Annotated in this window: 14 protein-coding genes; 5 read left to right on the forward strand and 9 right to left on the reverse strand. The window is 53.5% G+C overall.

Annotated elements, in window-relative coordinates; all coding sequences use genetic code 11:
- Nucleotides 1–13: 13 nt before the first annotated feature.
- The 3 genes from ACJJIF_RS07235 to ACJJIF_RS07245 all read right to left on the reverse strand — a co-directional run bounded on the left by ACJJIF_RS07235 (nt 14) and on the right by ACJJIF_RS07245 (nt 3,450).
- Nucleotides 14–202, reverse strand: coding sequence for a DUF3012 domain-containing protein (locus ACJJIF_RS07235; RefSeq protein ID WP_444931558.1), 189 nt, complete (start codon nt 200–202; stop codon nt 14–16).
- 110 nt (nt 203–312) lie between these two features.
- A complete protein-coding gene (gene cysS / locus ACJJIF_RS07240; protein ID WP_444931559.1) occupies nt 313–1,689 on the reverse strand; it encodes a cysteine--tRNA ligase in 1,377 nt (458 codons plus the stop codon).
- 87 nt (nt 1,690–1,776) lie between these two features.
- On the reverse strand, nt 1,777–3,450 hold the full coding sequence (locus tag ACJJIF_RS07245) for a glutamine--tRNA ligase/YqeY domain fusion protein (RefSeq protein WP_444931560.1): 1,674 nt from the start codon (nt 3,448–3,450) through the stop codon (nt 1,777–1,779).
- Nucleotides 3,451–3,825: 375 nt separating this feature from the next.
- Here ACJJIF_RS07245 and ACJJIF_RS07250 point away from each other — a divergent pair, with 375 nt between their 5' ends.
- From ACJJIF_RS07250 to ACJJIF_RS07270, 5 genes are all read left to right on the forward strand, one after another.
- Nucleotides 3,826–4,335: a peptidylprolyl isomerase gene (locus ACJJIF_RS07250; RefSeq protein WP_108733726.1), complete on the forward strand. Its 510-nt coding sequence runs from the start codon at nt 3,826–3,828 to the stop codon at nt 4,333–4,335.
- Between the two features lie 35 nt (nt 4,336–4,370).
- Nucleotides 4,371–5,096, forward strand: a complete 726-nt coding sequence (locus ACJJIF_RS07255) for a UDP-2,3-diacylglucosamine diphosphatase (protein ID WP_444931561.1) — start codon at nt 4,371–4,373, stop codon at nt 5,094–5,096.
- A 191-nt stretch (nt 5,097–5,287) separates the two neighbouring features.
- Nucleotides 5,288–6,448: a saccharopine dehydrogenase family protein gene (locus ACJJIF_RS07260; RefSeq protein WP_444931562.1), complete on the forward strand. Its 1,161-nt coding sequence runs from the start codon at nt 5,288–5,290 to the stop codon at nt 6,446–6,448.
- Between the two features lie 111 nt (nt 6,449–6,559).
- Nucleotides 6,560–8,242, forward strand: a complete 1,683-nt coding sequence (locus ACJJIF_RS07265) for an FMN-binding glutamate synthase family protein (RefSeq protein ID WP_444931563.1) — start codon at nt 6,560–6,562, stop codon at nt 8,240–8,242.
- A 24-nt stretch (nt 8,243–8,266) separates the two neighbouring features.
- A complete protein-coding gene (locus ACJJIF_RS07270) occupies nt 8,267–9,979 on the forward strand; it encodes a thiamine pyrophosphate-dependent enzyme (protein ID WP_444931564.1) in 1,713 nt (570 codons plus the stop codon).
- Nucleotides 9,980–10,063: 84 nt separating this feature from the next.
- Here ACJJIF_RS07270 and ACJJIF_RS07275 read toward each other — a convergent pair whose 3' ends face one another.
- The 6 genes from ACJJIF_RS07275 to ACJJIF_RS07300 all read right to left on the reverse strand — a co-directional run bounded on the left by ACJJIF_RS07275 (nt 10,064) and on the right by ACJJIF_RS07300 (nt 14,836).
- Entirely contained in the window at nt 10,064–10,534 is a 471-nt protein-coding gene (locus ACJJIF_RS07275; protein ID WP_444931565.1) for a YpsA SLOG family protein, read from the reverse strand.
- A 214-nt stretch (nt 10,535–10,748) separates the two neighbouring features.
- Complete coding sequence (locus ACJJIF_RS07280) at nt 10,749–11,030, reverse strand: hypothetical protein (RefSeq protein WP_444931566.1); 282 nt, start codon at nt 11,028–11,030, stop codon at nt 10,749–10,751.
- Nucleotides 11,031–11,100: 70 nt separating this feature from the next.
- Complete coding sequence (locus ACJJIF_RS07285) at nt 11,101–11,520, reverse strand: glycoside hydrolase family protein (protein ID WP_444931567.1); 420 nt, start codon at nt 11,518–11,520, stop codon at nt 11,101–11,103.
- A 36-nt stretch (nt 11,521–11,556) separates the two neighbouring features.
- Nucleotides 11,557–11,937, reverse strand: a complete 381-nt coding sequence (locus ACJJIF_RS07290) for a type II toxin-antitoxin system RelB family anti-toxin (protein WP_444931568.1) — start codon at nt 11,935–11,937, stop codon at nt 11,557–11,559.
- A gap of 1,020 nt (nt 11,938–12,957) precedes the next feature.
- The gene (locus tag ACJJIF_RS07295) at nt 12,958–14,427 is read right to left on the reverse strand and encodes a hypothetical protein (protein WP_444931569.1); all 1,470 of its coding nucleotides are present in this window, start codon (nt 14,425–14,427) and stop codon (nt 12,958–12,960) included.
- A 34-nt stretch (nt 14,428–14,461) separates the two neighbouring features.
- The gene (locus ACJJIF_RS07300) at nt 14,462–14,836 is read right to left on the reverse strand and encodes a hypothetical protein (RefSeq protein WP_444931570.1); all 375 of its coding nucleotides are present in this window, start codon (nt 14,834–14,836) and stop codon (nt 14,462–14,464) included.
- Nucleotides 14,837–15,025: the final 189 nt, after the last annotated feature.

Genomic DNA, 15,025 nt, shown 5'->3' on the forward strand with positions numbered 1-15,025 from the left:
ACTATAGGCCCGCTTATTCTTCTTCCGGCTTCTGGTTGAAGACGCAGTACTTGGTGTAGTCGCGGGTATCGTCAAAAGTCCACTGCCCCTTGGGGATGCTATCCATTTTCTCACACCAGGCATCGGAACCCCGTTTGGGCTCGCAGCCGGTCAGTGCGATAAGGGCGATCACAGCGCTGGTCAGGACAAGTACTTTTTTCATGGTTCGCTTCTACAAATAAAATTCGAATGGCAGTTCCCCGGCAGCCACAGAGTGACAGGCCGGGGAATATCTATCGGTGTCTCGGGTCTATCCGTGTGAAGTGGGCCGCGCTATTCGCGGCGCCACTTGGTACCTTCGCGGCTATCCTCAAGCACCACACCTTTGGATTTTAACTCTTCGCGAATCTCATCGGCGCGGGCAAAGTCACGGTTCTTCTTACTCTGCGCGCGCTCTTCAATCAGGACTTCGATCTCCTCGGCAGAAATACCCTCATCACCCCCACGGGCCTGCTTGAACCAGGTTTCCGGGTCTTGCTGGAGAATACCGAGCATATCTGCGGCGGCCAGCAACAAGCCCTTCAGGCGCGCTTTATCCGCCTCACCGGCCTTGTTCAGATCGCGGGCGATCTGGTGCAACTCACTGATAGCGATCGGCGTATTCAGATCGTCTTCCAACGCCTTGATAAAGGCGCTGTCGTTAAGATCTGCCGCTTCAGCCGCAAGCGCTTCCGTTTCACGCAGGGCACCGTAGAGAGTATCCAGGGTGCGCCATGCCTGATCCAGCAGGTCAGCGCTGAAATTCAGCTCGGAGCGGTAGTGGGCAGACAGCAGTGCGAAGCGCAGTACTTCACCGGGGTATTGGCCCAGCAGGTCTTTGACCATGCGGAAGTTGCCCAGGGATTTGGACATCTTTTCGCCGTCGATATTCACATAGCCGTTGTGCATCCAGTAGCGCACAAAGTCCACACCGTTGGCGCAGCAGCTCTGGGCGCGCTCGTTCTCGTGGTGGGGGAAGGTCAGGTCGCGACCGCCGCCGTGAATATCGATGGTGTCACCCAGGTGCTTCTTGATCATGGCCGAGCACTCCAGGTGCCAGCCGGGGCGTCCACGGCCCCAGGGGCTGTCCCAACCGGGCTCATCATCGGCGGACGGCTTCCACAGGACGAAGTCGCCGGCGTACTTTTTGTAGGGCGCCACTTCCACCCGCGCACCGGCGAGCATATCGTCGAGGGAGCGCTTGGACAGCTGGCCGTACTCCTGCATGGATTCCACGGCGAACAGCACATGGCCCTCGGCGGCGTAGGCGTGGCCCTTCTCCAGCAGGCTTGCGATCATCGCGATCATTTCCGGCAAGTGCTGGGTGGCGTAGGGGACAATATCCGGCTCCAGGTTATTGAGCGCGGCCATATCCTCGTAGTAGGCCTGGGCATAGCGCGCCGACAGCACGCCGATTTCCTCGCCGTTGTCCCGCGCGGTCTTCATGATTTTGTCGTCAATATCGGTGATATTGCGCGCGTAAATCACATCGCTGAAGTTTCTTTTCAGTACCCGGTACAGAGTGTCGAACACCACTACGGGGCGGGCGTTGCCAATATGCACGCGGTTGTACACGGTGGGGCCACACACATACATGCGCACCTGATCTTCCACCAGTGGTACGAAGGGTTCTTTCTTCCCGGAAAACGTGTTGTAGACCTGTAGAGACATTTTTTCTCTCGAATTCTTTTTGCTGTGTGGCTGGGCCAGTCATTGACCCAGCCGCGAAAACTGCCGCTCGGGCAGCTCTCCGCTTGGCTATTTGTTTTGCTCTTTGGCCCAGCTGTCGCGCAGACCAATGGTGCGGTTAAACACCGGCGCTTCCGCGCTGCCGTACTTGCTGTCGCGACAGAAGTAGCCGTTGCGCTCGAACTGGTAACCCTGCTCCGGCTCCGCTTTGGCCAGGCCGATTTCCGCCTTACAGCCTTTTAGGATTTGCAGGTTGTCCGGGTTTACGCTGTCGAGGAAGTTCTTGCCGCCGGCATCCGGCGCCGCATCACTGAACAGGCGGTCGTAGAGGCGCACTTCGCAATCGACATTGTTGTCCGCAGACACCCAGTGAATAACGCCCTTCGGCTTAACGCCGTCGGCCGGGTCTTTGCCCAGGGTATCCAGGTCAACCGAGCAGATCACTTCAACAATGTCACCGGCCTCGTTCTTCACCACTTCTTCGGCGAAGATCACATAGGCGTTGCGCAGGCGAACTTTCTTGCCCAGCACCAGGCGCTTGTACTTCTTGTTGGCCTCTTCGCGGAAATCTTCTTTCTCAATATAGAGAGTGCGGCCAAACGGAAGTTCACGGGCCGGCAGATCGTCGCGCACCGGGTGGCCCGGTGCCGACAGCATCTCTTCCTGGCCTTCCGGGTAGTTTTTCAGGGTGATCTTCAAAGGCTCCATCACGCACATAGCGCGCGGTGCATTTTTGTCCAGATCGTCGCGAATGCTGTATTCCAGCATGCCCACATCGACGACTGAGTCGGAGCGGGTTACGCCGATCATCTCGCAGAAGTTGCGAATAGACGCCGGGGTAAAGCCGCGACGGCGCATACCGGACAGGGTCGGCATACGGGGATCGTCCCAGCCGTCCACATGGCCTTCGTCTACCAACTGCTTGAGCTTGCGCTTGGACACCACGGTGTAGTTGAGGTGCAGACGGGCAAATTCGTACTGACGCGGGCGCGCGGGCACCGGCAGGTTCTCGATCAGCCAGTCGTACAGCGGCTTGTGATCTTCAAACTCCAGGGTACAGATGGAGTGGCTGATACCTTCGAGCGCATCGCACTGGCCGTGAGCGAAATCGTAGCTGGGGTAAATGCACCACTTGTCACCGGTCTGGTGGTGGGCCATCTTTTTGATGCGGTAGATGATCGGGTCACGCAGATTGATATTGGGCGCGGCCATATCGATCTTGGCGCGCAAGCTGCACTGGCCCTCTTCCATTTCCCCGTTGCGCATCTTTTCAAACAGCGCCAGGTTTTCCTCGACGGAACGCTCCCGGAAAGGGCTGTTTTTGCCCGGCTCTTTCAGCGTGCCGCGGTAGTGGCGAGCCTCTTCTGCGGACAGGTCGCAGACGTAGGCTTTGCCCTCTTTAATCAGGTGCAGCGCCCACTCGTACAATTGGTCAAAATTATCCGAGGAGTATTTGGCCTCGCCATTCCACTCAAAACCGAGCCAGGAGACATCGCGCTTAATCGCATCGACAAACTCTTCCTCTTCCTTGGCCGGGTTGGTGTCGTCAAAGCGTAAATTACAGGTACCACCGAACTCCTGCGCCAGACCAAAATTCAGACAGATGGACTTGGCGTGGCCAATATGCAGGTAGCCGTTGGGCTCCGGCGGGAAGCGGGTCGCGATCTGCGTAACCCGGCCCTCAGTCAGATCTTCACGGATGAGGTTCTGTAAGAAGTGAGCTGGCTTGCTCTCGGATGTCATAGGATTCTCTTAATTTACAGCTGTGCGAACGTAAACGGCGAATTATAACCTAGTTAGGGAGCCTCTGAACAATTCCATAATTCTCTGCGGGCCTCGCAGGCTGTAGAGGTTGGGCACAGCTCGCCGCAAATGGCCACAGTCCCCTGCAAGGGCTGCAACGCACTGTGGCTTTTAAGGCTCACCCTGCGGGACTTACCGAATTATTCAGCGATTTCTCAAGTCATAAAATATCGAATTTGAGCGGGTAATTTTCACGGAAAACCATTGCAAGTGTTTGATTTTTGTACAATTGACACAGATATTCCGACTCGGCATTTTACAGCCACAGACTACAAGGTATCATGCCGCCCCAAACAAACCCTCATAGGACATTTTATGATCACCCTGCACACAACCCATGGAGATATAGCCATCGAATTGGATTTCGAAAAGGCACCCAAGACTGCGGCCAACTTCTTGCAGTACTGCCGTGACGATTTCTACACCGGCACCGTCTTCCACCGGGTGATCAACAACTTTATGATCCAAGGTGGCGGCATGACTCCGGACATGCAGCAGAAAGAGACCCGCGACTCCATCGAAAACGAAGCCAACAACGGCCTAAAGAACGACACCGGCACTCTGGCCATGGCCCGCACCATGGACCCGCACTCCGCCAGCTCCCAGTTCTTTATCAACGTTAAGGACAACGACTTCCTGAACTTCCGCAGCGAAGACTCTCAGGGTTGGGGTTACTGCGTATTTGGTAAAGTTGTCGACGGCATGGACGTGGTCAACAAAATCAAAGACGTTAAGACCGGCAGCAAAGGCTTCCATCAGGACGTGCCCCTGGAAACTATCGAAATTACCGGCATCAGCATTTCTGACGCCTACGCCGATAAGTAATTCCACCGGTCAGCACTGACTCTAAGGCGGGGACATTGTCTACTTATTTTATTTCTGACTTGCACCTCGACGAAAAACGCCCGGATATTACCCGGGCGTTTTTTGATTTTCTGCACGGGCGGGCAGCCGGTGCCGAGGCGCTGTATATTCTCGGCGACTTCTTTGAAGCCTGGATCGGCGACGACGACGATGCCCCTCTGGTCGAAGAGGTTATTCGCGAGTTAAGTCACTACAGCGCGAGCGGGGTCGAGCTGTACCTGATGCACGGCAATCGGGACTTCCTGCTGGGGAGCGACTTTGCCCAGCGCGCAGGGGCCACCTTGCTTGAGGACCCCACTGCACTGTCTGTCGGTGGGGAGCGCATGCTGCTTATGCACGGTGACAGTCTCTGCACCCTCGACAAAGAGTATATGGCGTTCCGCCGCCAGGCCCGGGACCCCAACTGGCAGCGGCAGCTGCTGAGCAAGTCCCTGCAGGAGCGCCGCGCTATTGCCGCGCAAATTCGCATGGCATCCAAGAGTATGAACAGCCGCAAAGCGGAAGACATCATGGATGTGACCCAGGAAGAAGTGGAGCGCGTTATGCTCGAGCACAATGTGCATCGCCTGATCCACGGCCACACCCACCGGCCCGCCCGCCACGCGCTGACGTTCAACGGTGAAGCGGCGGAGCGTATTGTGCTGGGAGACTGGGATAAGAACGCTTGGTGCCTGAAAGCGAATAAAGGCTCGCTGGAGCTACTCCACTGGCCCATAGACTAGCCCCGCCTTTTGCATGGGGCGCCGCCCAATCGGCAGCGCCTCACGCAATACCTTCAACGTCCCCTGATCCCCTCCCCGATGCTACAACTCCACAGCGATAGAGCAAAAAGCCCAACCAAGATTTTCTTGATTTAAGCCGGCGGCCCGATGCATGATCGTTACAGAGCAAAAGGGACAGGAGTTCCATCCAGGTGATCAACAACCTGAATAAACGCGTATTGATTCTCGGCGGCTACGGTGATTTTGGTGCGCGCATCGCGCAACTGCTGAAGTCCGAGCCCAATATCCAGCTGATTATTGCCGGCCGCAGCAAGGCGCTAGCGGATGAGCGCGCCCGGGCACTCGGTGGACTGGCGGAGGGCCTGCGCCTGGAGCGGGACTCCGTCAACCTGGCCGCACAACTCAAAGCCCTGCACCTGGATCTGTTAATCCACTGTGCGGGCCCCTTCCAGAGGGAAACCGATTACCGGGTTGCCAAAGCCTGTATCGAGGCGCGCACCCCCTATATCGACATCTCCGATGCGCGCCGCTTTGTGTGCGACTTCCACCGCCTGTCGCCAATGGCCGAAGCCGCCGGTATTACCATGGTATCCGGGGCCAGCAGCTTGCCCGGGCTCAGCTCGGCAGCCCTGGCAGAAATCCAGCAGACACTGCCGGTTATCCACTCAATCCAGATCGCCATCGCCCCCGCACATAAAGTTGAGCACGGACTCGCTACGGTGCGCTCGGGTTTTGAGTCCCTGGGAATGAGCTTCCCCCAGCTGCGCAAGGGGCGCTGGCGGGAGTCTTTTGCCGGCAACCACTTGCGCTCCGTAACCCTGGCCCACCCAGTGGGACGGCGCTGGCTGTGCGACTTTGAAGTGCCGGACCTGGAACTGTGCCCCAAACACCTGCCAGGACTATCTAGCGCAGTGTTCTCTACGGGCACAGAGCCCCTGATACTCCAGGCGGGCCTATCCCTCTGCGCCCAGCTCTCGCGCTTAAACCTGCCAACAACCAGCTCTCAGTTCGCACGCATTGCCCACAAGCTCAGCGCCCGCTGGCCCGGCGGCAGCCTCCATGGCGGTATGATTATTCGCGCTACGGGAGAAGACCGCGAAGGCAAAAGAGTCGGCAGGCAGTGGCAGATTCTCGGCCTGGATGGCGACGGCCCCTGGATTCCCGCAGCACCGGCCGCCGCCCTGGCAAGAAAATTCCTGCGCGGCGAGATGGCACAGCGCGGCGCACACGCTTGCTGGCAACTGCTCACACTGGAAGAAATCCTGGCCGAGCTAAAGGATTACTCGGTGGTCACCGCCATAGAGACGTTGCCGACCGAGCAGTGCGCCCCACCCACCCTCGCAGCCAGCTAAGGGGTCTCTAAATTATTTAGAGCCCCAATACTCGGCCTTATCGAGGCAGCTTCTGCACAAATGATCTAGGTTCAGTATCGGAACTTTACGCAACGACGCTGAACCGGGTTTATGAGCACCTCCAACCCCTGGCGCGCCTATTCCGGCCGGAATGGGATAAAGCGCGCAATTATCCCTGTTACCGCACTGATTCTGACCCCCTGTTTTTTGGTGCTCACCTTTACCGGCAGCGCCTGGTGGTTGCTGGCCCTACTTATTAGCACCGCGCTGGTCCTGCTGGGACTCTACGATATATTCCAGCCCCACTGGAGTATCACGCGCAACTTCCCGGTAGCCGGGCGCATCCGCTGGATGTTCCTCAATCTTCGCCCCTATTTCCGCGCCTATATTGTAGAGGGGGATGAGGAGGGAAGGCCCTTCAGCCACGAGGCCCGGCAGCTGGTTTACGCGCGCGCAGAGGGCTCTTCCGATATGCACCCATTCGGCACGGAAAAAGACGTTCAGGGAGAGGAATATATTTGGCTGTCCCACTCGATAAAGCCGGCAGAAAAACCCGATATTTCCCGCCGCACTGAGGTGGGCAAGGGGCGCTGCACACAGCCCTACTCGGCCGCCCTGTTAAATATCTCCGCGATGAGCTTTGGCGCCCTATCCGCAGCCGCCATTGAGGCGCTCAATAAAGGCGCCGCTCTCGGCGGCTTCTATCACGATACCGGGGAAGGCGGTATCAGCCCCTACCACCGCAAACACGGCGGCGACCTGGTATGGGAGCTGGGTACCGGCTATTTCGGCGCGCGCAACGACGACGGCAGTTTTAACCCGGATTTATTCCGCGAGACCTGTGACGAGCAGGTAAAAATGACCGAAATTAAATTGAGCCAGGGCGCCAAGCCCGGCCATGGCGGCGTTCTGCCCGGCGCCAAGGTCACCCGAGAAATTGCCTCCACCCGCAAGGTGCCCCCCGGCCGGGACTGTGTATCCCCCCGCTCACACGCGATGTTTTCCACCCCGATTGAAATGCTGGAATTTGCCGAGCAAATGCGCGAGCTCTCCGGAGGCAAACCCGTGGGCATCAAACTCTGTGTCGGCCATATCTACGAAGTGATGGCGATTATGAAAGCCATGCACGAAACCGGTAAGTTAGTGGACTTTATTGTGGTGGATGGCGCCGAGGGCGGCACCGGCGCAGCGCCGCTGGAACTCTCCAACCACGTGGGCATGCCGCTGCTGGAAGGGCTCATTATCGTGCGCAACGCCCTGGTGGGCGCCGGACTCAAAGACAGGGTCAAGCTCGCCGCCAGCGGCAAGGTTTACTCGGCATCCGGCCTGGCAAAGTGCCTGGCCATCGGTGCCGACTGGTGCAATGCCGCGCGCCCATTTATGTTTTCGGTGGGCTGTATCCAGTCCCAGCGCTGCCATACGGACACCTGCCCTACCGGTGTCACCACCCAGGACCCCAGGCGACAGCGGGGGCTGGTAGTGGATGTCCAAAGCCGGCGGGCAGCCGCCTTCCAAGCCAAAACCCTGGAAGCACTGGGCGATATTATCGCCGGCGCCGGCATCAGCGACCCCCACGACCTGAAACCCTACCACCTGTTCCACCGCATCAACGGGGCCAAATCCCTGCCCATAGATCGAATCTGGCATTTTCTCGACCACAACTGCCTGATAGAGGCCCCGGAGGACACCCCCTACTGGCACTGGTGGCTGGCCGCACGGGCCGATAGTTTCCAACCCGCAATTCGGCTTGAGGAAGGAAAATACGCCTCTATACGCCAACCCACCAGCCACTAGCTTCACCAAACCTGTGGAGGCAGCATGCAGACCGTTTCCGAGATTATCGTCGACACCTTAATTAAGGCCGGCGCCAAGCGGTGTTACGGCATTGTCGGCGACACGATCAATCACTTCACTTCCGCAGTGCGCGACACCGAACTCGAATGGGTACATGTGCGCCACGAGGAAGTGGGGGCCTTTGCCGCTGGGGGTGAGTCCTACCTCACCGGCGAGCTCAGTGTCTGTGCGGGCACCGCCGGTCCCGGCAGCCTGCACTTTATCAACGGCATTTTCGAAAGCCACCGCAATGGCGCCCCAGTACTGTTGCTGGCCACCCGTATCGATCGGGTAGAACAGGGCTTTGGCTACCCCCAGGAAGTGGATCAGCAGAGGCTCTACGAGCAGTGCTCGGTATTTTGCGAAACCCTGACCCACCCGGAGCAAACCCGCCGGATGGTGACACAGGCCGCACAAACCGCCCTCAATCAGCAGGGTGTGGCGGTGGTGCAAATCAGCGGCGATCTGTTTAAACAAAAAAGCCGGGACACCCTGCCCTGGTCGGTACATCGACCAGATTGGATAGCGCGCCCATCGGATTCTGAACTCGACGCCCTGGCGCAAAGAATTAATGCGGCCGAAAATATTACCCTCTACGGCGGTATCGGTTGCCGCTACGCCCGCAGTGAAACTGTTAAGCTGGCACAACACCTGGCCGCCCCCATCGCCCACACCACCAAATCGAAAGAGTTTCTCGAATACGACAACCCCTGCAATGTGGGTATGACCGGTATTCTCGGCAATCCGGCGGGCTACCGGGCGGTGATGTCCTGCGACCTACTGCTGTGCCTGGGTACAGACTTTGCCTACAGCCAGTTTTACCCGGAAAAAGCCGCGATTATTCAGATTGATGCGCAGGCGGCACATCTGGGACGGCGCACCCCGGTGGATATGGGTCTGGTGGGGCATGTGGGCGCCACCCTTGAGGCACTTTTACCCAGGCTCAAGGCCCGCTCCGACAGCACTTTTCTCGACAATCTACGCAAGCAGTACCGCAAAGACCTGCAAGAGATGGAAGCGCGCGGCAGGGAGCCTGACCCCGGCCTGATCCATCCCCAGTTTGTCGCCCAGACTCTCAACAAGCTGGCCGCTGACGATGCCGTATTCACTGCCGACGGCGGCAGCTGCATGGTTTGGCTGCTCCGCCACCTCAGCGCCAACGGCAAGCGCTCTTTTCTCACCAGCCTCTCCCACGGCACCATGGCCAATGCCTACCCCCAAGCCCTGGGCATAGCCAAGGCGTATCCGGGGCGCCAGGTAATCGCTATGTGCGGCGACGGCGGTCTGACTATGTTAATGGGGGATCTGCTCACCCTGGTACAGGAGAACATCCCCCTAAAAGTCCTGGTATTTAACAACCACGCCCTCGGTTTTGTGGAGATGGAACAGCGTATCGAAGGGCTTCTCGACAGCTACACCGGCCTGCACAACCCAGACTTTGGCCGTGTCGCCGAGGCCTGCGGACTCAGCGGGGCCAGTGTCGAAAGTGCAGATCGGCTGGAGGAGAGTATGCAGCGCTGGCTGGCCACTGACGGGCCGGCGCTACTCAGCGTGCCGACCAATCGAGTCGAGCTGGTGATGCCGCCGGGGGTCACTGCACAGCAGGTGTCCTCCACGGCACTGTTTGGCCTCAAGGCGATACTCAATGGCCGCGCCGATGAGGTGGTGGATTTATTGAGGGATAATTTTTTGCGTTGAGACCCTAGCAAAGCGTTTGTACAGCGTTTGCGCGCCCATCTCGCGCCCCGAACAACAAAATATACAAAGGTCCTTCGACTGAAGTTACCCCTTGAGTGCATCAACAAGTGTTTCAGCCGTAATTGCCGTAATACCTTTGGCCTTCGACTCGCGGTTGCCCGCCACATTGAGAACACTGGGGCGGTTTCTATGGAGAAAAGCCCGCACTAATTGGACCCGTGCGGCATCGCTGGGATTGATCACCAGGTAAGGTTTTTTCAGCGTTTGGCAATACTGAATGCTAAGCAGGGTACCATCACTAGAGAGATGGCTCGCAAAGATAACTGTGGCATCGGAGTTGCGAATATTTGTCCGGGTGCGCTCAGCTAAATCCGGGGACCTATTTTCAAGTAAACCAAAGCTCTTCAAGAAATCGGCCCGCTCTCCCACCTCTGTCCAATAATTCAGGGGGGCCGTGCCCCCAGTTGCAATCCCCAGACGCCGACCGGCCAGCAAACCACCGGTATCCGCGCCTGTTTGCCCGCCGCTGATTATTTTCTCTGGCCGGTAGATCACAGTACCTTTTCGCCCTGCTCCTTATAAAAGTTTCGACAGTTTATTTGATGGCATTTAAACCCGGATTTTATTAATCAAGCACGGCATACTATCGTACCCCAAGGCACCACCAAACCAACTAAAGTATACCCCCACACCAAACAACAGCAGCACAAATAAACGCCAAATCCAAACTTTAAAATCAAGCAAAAATATAAAAAATATCCATTTATAACTAAGGTTTATGGGCCACGGCCTCCAACCTCTCCAACCTGTCATTGATTCGCTTCAACTCAAGTAAACTTTCCTCATTTCTTCCCAGAGCACTATTCTCTATTCGTACAGCGTACGCCGTCATAATCCTATTGAGTGGCGTAGTAACATCCAGGCCAACCTGACGTATAGCGATACTGAGGGCCATCAAAATAGCGCAGCATGCCCAGGCCCATCGCGGCATATAGTTAATCGCACGATTTTTAAATCCTGCATCAATGTCCGCCCTCTTACTATCATCCATTATCATCACCCACCTCCCTGCTTTTAGCTCAACCCCTATCCATAAAGGTGCGACTTAATCCGAGGCATGCTTAACCAGCAATCATTGTCTTACTTAGCTCAATCGCACGATTACCTACTTGCTTGGCCCAGAGTGAATTCAACATCTCCTCAGCAGCTTGCTCATAATCCCCCGCCGCTATCGCAGCCAGCATATTCTTAAACCCCATCAAACCGGCCACGCCCAAATTGAAGGCCATATTTACAAGAACTGCCTTCCTTTTCATACTGAGAGAATTAAAAAAGTCCAATTTTTCAGAGACCTCCCCAAAATAGAAATCAATATCATTTCTTAAGAGTATAAGCGCCTCATCGTATGACACGCCCCTATCTGACAAATTGCGACCGACTCCGATAGTTAGCCGGCCAGCACTGCACTTATAGGTCTTTAACTCTACCCCCTCATGACTCAGTAACTGCTCTACTAAATATTTTTTAAGCACATCATCCATACCTTTCTCCTTTTAGCCCCCAAGCAAGGTAGAAGTCTAAGCATATTGACTGCGAGAAAAACTTTTAGGCAATTTCTCAAAATCCGTCATATCCCGCCCATCCAAAACCAACCTCAAATCTACATTCATCGCACTGCAAATTAAAAATAGAGTTTTAAGTGAGGGCTTATTAACCCCGCGTTCAATTCGACTTACAAACTCAGCACTTATATTGGCAGCTTCCGCAAGCTCCTCCTGGGTCATACCTCTCTCCCTGCGAACAGACTTTATCCCATATGACACTGACTTATGAAAACCTTCAAATTCTCTCATTATTATTTCTCCATATACGATAAGGCACATCTCATACCAACCTAAAGTCTTAAACGGCAACCATCCGCAACCACGACCACCTCCAAGCTTCTCCTTGAAAATCATACTACCCCCAACAAGTAACCACCTGAAAGGGAGGCGCACTACGACCCCCTACACTGCCAGCTCCAGAGAAAACCATTTACAATTGGTGGGAGCACGCTTAGAAAAACAGACTCTGACTTACGCAAACCTGAATATACTTATAATGCAAAAGCCAACTGAACTACCACTACGGATTTTCACCCCAACACCTTACACACTTAGGTAGCATGCCAGCTAACACGCCTACAAAACCATTTCTCACCTCAAGACGAGATCAATCCCCGAAATATATAGCTCTACACAGCGCCTCACGATAAAAGCCACGCGATCAAACACAGCGCATAAGAAATTACCCACTCCAGACTAATACCCCAGTATGATTTTCCCTAAAGAGAAAAAATACCAACCCTTTATGACCGCATGGACAAAAAACAGTTTTTGCGGCAGCTCGATCAGTTTCAAAAGAAACCATACGCATCGTACAGGGCCAAACAAAAGCACACCTGAAACCATCAACTGAAGACCCCAATACCCGCCATAGACTATTATTTAAAAAATGACTTAATAGCACTCAAAAAACAAAAATCTTTAAATCCTGACGAGACAAAGAAAGCCGAAAAAATTTTACAACGGCAGGAACACGCTTTTAAATTTAGAGAAGAGGAAAGAAGAGATTGTTAATTTATTGAACACCTTACACCCCTACCGAGCGGCACACAAACAGGGCAGAAAACACTAAAAATCTAATCTATAAATTACAAAACAGACAACCAGGCCGCACGCCCATTGTCGCCTCCACATATAAAGTACCAACACACCTAACACAGATGTATGATCAAGTGCTAAACCTATGCGCCAAGAGTACAAGTATTTGCAATACCCTTTAAGCCAGACATACGGGATCACCAAAAAGTTCCCGTAATAACACCTCAAAATGACCATAGCAGATCAGTAACGGAGCCAAGACAAAGTCAACAAGAGTGAAAAAACCAGCAGCTCAAAAAAGCAACTGCTGGATCAAGCACCAATAAAAACGGCTGGCTATTGACTCATATCTATCACATCCACACCCCCATCATCGCCATCTGAAGTGATATAGCGTCCAGGAATGTGCTTAGCCACCCACATTTCTGCAAGTTGACGGCGATTGATAGGCTTTATAAAGAAATTAATCGGAACACCCGCCTCACCCGCTGCCGCCTGATCAACATAGTAAGTAAATGCCGTCATCAGAGTATCGATATCCAACATTTTATTACTAGCACCATCAAGCTTTTTAACCGCCGTAACAGCACTTTCCAGCTTGGCAGACTCCAATGCAATCAATCTTGCACCTGTCCTGGCTGCCTCAGCACTCTCGCGCAAACTATCATGCTTATCTGCCGTCCGATTCTGTAAACCGGCCAACTTATTCATGGTCTCCGCCATATCATCATCACTAAAACCTTTGATAACATGGGAAACGGTATTTGCTTGAATCGTCGGGATTACGCCATGGGTCACCAAGGTCACATGGGAGGATATACTGCTTGAGCTTAATACACTCTTAACGCTTTCAGCAAAAGAGGCATCCACACCGAAACCGCCGCTGACATCAGCAAACCAACTACCGGCATCCATTTGTACTTGTAAACTGGCAGCCGCAGCCTGCATCTGTTGTGCAGAGCGAGTGGTATTATCACGCAGTACATGGACCATCCCCACAAAGCTAGACCCGTAGGTCGCTCCCGAGAGAATATTCATCGTCTCCTCAGCAGGATCTGAGTTTGCAATTTGCCAAATACTGTTCGGATCTGAGGTATCGATAAGCAGATTAGCATTATCTTGGAAGACGGCATTCCAGGCCCGTACCCCCTTGTCAACATCAATAATAAACGGGGCGTACATTGAAGACTGCTTATGAGTGCAATTGGCAGTAATTAGCAGTGTCCCAGCCACACTATGATGCTCGATTTGCTGCTGAATTTGAGTCTGCACTGAATTGCTGATTTCAGCAGAACGAGAACTTCCCATAAAAGAGGTTGAGGCACTGATATACGAAGATATCTGCGCCATAACATCGCTACTGGCCTGGAAGTTCTCCTCATAGCTAAAATATTGAGCATTCATACTCATTGAATCGGAAGAGATGGGGGTCCTTTTAATCTCACTTTTATTGAGATCAATTGGGCTCTCTATACTACTATTAATCGCGGGGAGGCTCGCCCTTGCCTCCTGTATTTCCGGGTATTTTGCAAGAGCTACATCTGCATAATTTTCAGCAGTAGTAGAAATTTCTTCAGCGATATCAGAAATTTTTTCCTCAAGATTATCTACCTGCACCCCCGTATTAACCAGCTCCTGCTTAGTAAGCTCAATTTCATGCTTCAACATGATTTGCGAGTTAAGCTTCTCCTTTTCTTTATCAACTTCACGTTGAAGACCATCAATCTCTTTAAGTACTTCAATATGATCATTTGGAACTATATTCCCCAGCGTCAGTGCCGGATCAAAAGGAATAGAATAAGACATAGCTACAATTTTCCTAAATTAGATTAAGTCAACCCTACGAAGGCCAAACTGGATGGATGTTTTTTAAACCATCAATTTTTATCAATAGTTTCCCACTAGATGTCTGACTCAAATATCCATCAACGTAACCAAGTACACTATCAACTAACGTATTACTACTTAGGCTTATGAAGTTTTCCGCTAAAATTTTTCTTTCTACCTCTCCGCAAGAAACCTGACTAAGACTTAATGGAACTACAACCTCTGAATCACTCCCACAAAAATCGAATGTGACGCTTATAGAAATATCGGTCTCGTAGCACTCATCTGACACACTAAAATCCCCAATAGCATCAAGCCTAACCTTCAGGTTAGAAAACCTCCCCTCAAGGGACTGGCTATCGCATGAGCAACCAGATAAATTCGCCATTCAAACTCTCCTTACCAATTAAAAATTAAGAGCATCATTGATGCAGCTCTATGTTCAATTAGCAGAGCACCAGAATGAAGGGATTTTAAGTACGACCTATAGGCATCTCTAAAAATTGTTATATTGAGAGATACCTATATCAAAGAAAGATAGAGTGACAACCCTTAGAGGCTCGACAAAAATACGTAA

Source organism: Microbulbifer regidiadema (SeqCode) (assembly GCF_052467605.1).

Bases quoted from the DNA above. Each gene is read 5' to 3' on its own strand.
- ACJJIF_RS07235 (WP_444931558.1), bottom strand. From the start codon at position 202: ATGAAAAAAGTACTTGTCCTGACCAGCGCTGTGATCGCCCTTATCGCA.
- cysS (WP_444931559.1), bottom strand. From the start codon at position 1,689: ATGTCTCTACAGGTCTACAACACGTTTTCCGGGAAGAAAGAACCCTTC.
- ACJJIF_RS07245 (WP_444931560.1), bottom strand. From the start codon at position 3,450: ATGACATCCGAGAGCAAGCCAGCTCACTTCTTACAGAACCTCATCCGT.
- ACJJIF_RS07250 (WP_108733726.1), top strand. From the start codon at position 3,826: ATGATCACCCTGCACACAACCCATGGAGATATAGCCATCGAATTGGAT.
- ACJJIF_RS07265 (WP_444931563.1), top strand. From the start codon at position 6,560: ATGAGCACCTCCAACCCCTGGCGCGCCTATTCCGGCCGGAATGGGATA.
- ACJJIF_RS07270 (WP_444931564.1), top strand. From the start codon at position 8,267: ATGCAGACCGTTTCCGAGATTATCGTCGACACCTTAATTAAGGCCGGC.
- ACJJIF_RS07280 (WP_444931566.1), bottom strand. From the start codon at position 11,030: ATGGATGATAGTAAGAGGGCGGACATTGATGCAGGATTTAAAAATCGT.
- ACJJIF_RS07285 (WP_444931567.1), bottom strand. From the start codon at position 11,520: ATGGATGATGTGCTTAAAAAATATTTAGTAGAGCAGTTACTGAGTCAT.
- ACJJIF_RS07290 (WP_444931568.1), bottom strand. From the start codon at position 11,937: ATGATTTTCAAGGAGAAGCTTGGAGGTGGTCGTGGTTGCGGATGGTTG.
- ACJJIF_RS07295 (WP_444931569.1), bottom strand. From the start codon at position 14,427: ATGTCTTATTCTATTCCTTTTGATCCGGCACTGACGCTGGGGAATATA.
- ACJJIF_RS07300 (WP_444931570.1), bottom strand. From the start codon at position 14,836: ATGGCGAATTTATCTGGTTGCTCATGCGATAGCCAGTCCCTTGAGGGG.